The 1,307-nt window shown below is 59.1% G+C and carries 1 protein-coding gene; it reads right to left on the bottom strand.

Going from position 1 to position 1,307, the window contains the following annotated elements:
• Nucleotides 1–1,307 (bottom strand): AICE element replication initiation protein (locus tag EGI20_RS18700; RefSeq protein ID WP_498633195.1); only part of this gene is annotated, 1,307 nt, incomplete at both ends.

A 1,307-nucleotide genomic window follows, 5' to 3' on the forward strand; every position in this document is an offset into this window, starting at 1 on the left:
GGATGCGGCCGCTACAAACACGTCCTCTCGGGTTTTGGGTGCCGCACGCAAGTTCACATGATTCGGGTCAATCAGGCGGCGCAGATACGTTTGCGCCGTACTCTTGGCACTACCCTGCTCGCCAGTCAGTTCCAGCAAAGGATAAGGTGTATCCGGGCGCAGACATTCCAGTAACCACGCTAACACCAGCGGGCGCGCGGCTTCCGGAATATTGACGTACGGCCACAGCGCGTCGAGGTTTCCTCCCTCCACTGGATCGGGAAGCGGTCGCATTGACTTGCTGCGAATGAATAGAACCGGCGATTGCTCGATGATCTGCCAGCCCTCGGCGCTGACCTCAATCACACGCCAATCGTCGTCGCCCAAGTCAATCAAGTAGCTGTCATCATGCTTGGCCACCCGAACGTGCACCTCGCGCAACTCACCTTCATGCCGGCCGATACCTGTCAGCACGGACAATGCCTCTTTGACCGCCTGATCGCGCACGGCCTTTTCGGTCGCCCGGTAAAACGATGCACTTAACCAGTCGCGAAAGGTAGGCGAGGCGATCTTCCACGCCTGATTACTGCCGTTCAGTTTGACGAACACATCGCCGTCCTGGTTGCGGTACAAGATGCAGTTGGATTGGACATGGCGTACCAATGCAGTCGATGCCGACCCACTGCCGGTCGCAGGTTCGTCGTCAAGCTCGACCGACTCCGGCAGTAGCGCCATAGCATCAATCATTGGTAGGCCGGCCAGTGCCTCCGTGCCGTGCAGTGGCAGCCAGTCGGCCACATCACCGCTCTCGGACAAGCCCAACTGATCTGTCTCGACTACCCGGATGCTCGTGACACTGCTAACCTGCAATGTCTGAATGACATCGATTAGCCAGCGATGCCCTGCGGCATCTAAATCCGGCCATACAATCACACGCCGGCCAGCCAGCGGCGTCCAGTCGGCACCCCGAACACTGGTCGCAGATCCCGAAGTCATCGCCAGAACACCGACGTCTGTCAGTGCCGCCGCGCACTTCTCGCCCTCGACCAGCCATACCTCGTCGTCCGGATACATAGCCAATAACGGCAAATTCAGCAACGGCTTCTTGCCATCGGCAACAGCCGGCTCGCCAAGCCTCCAACGGTCGCCGTCTAGATGGACTGGGCGTATCCACTTACCGTTGTCGGTGTCGAGGCGCACGCGTGCAAACACCACTTCGCCAGCTTGGTCGAAATACGGCGACACTAGCGTTGGTTTCACCCCGCGTCGTGCTTCCTCACTGGTGACCTTTACGGCATTCCACAGCGCACGCTTGTGTTCACAGGGGA

It is taken from the genome of Aquitalea sp. S1-19 (genome assembly GCF_024343515.1).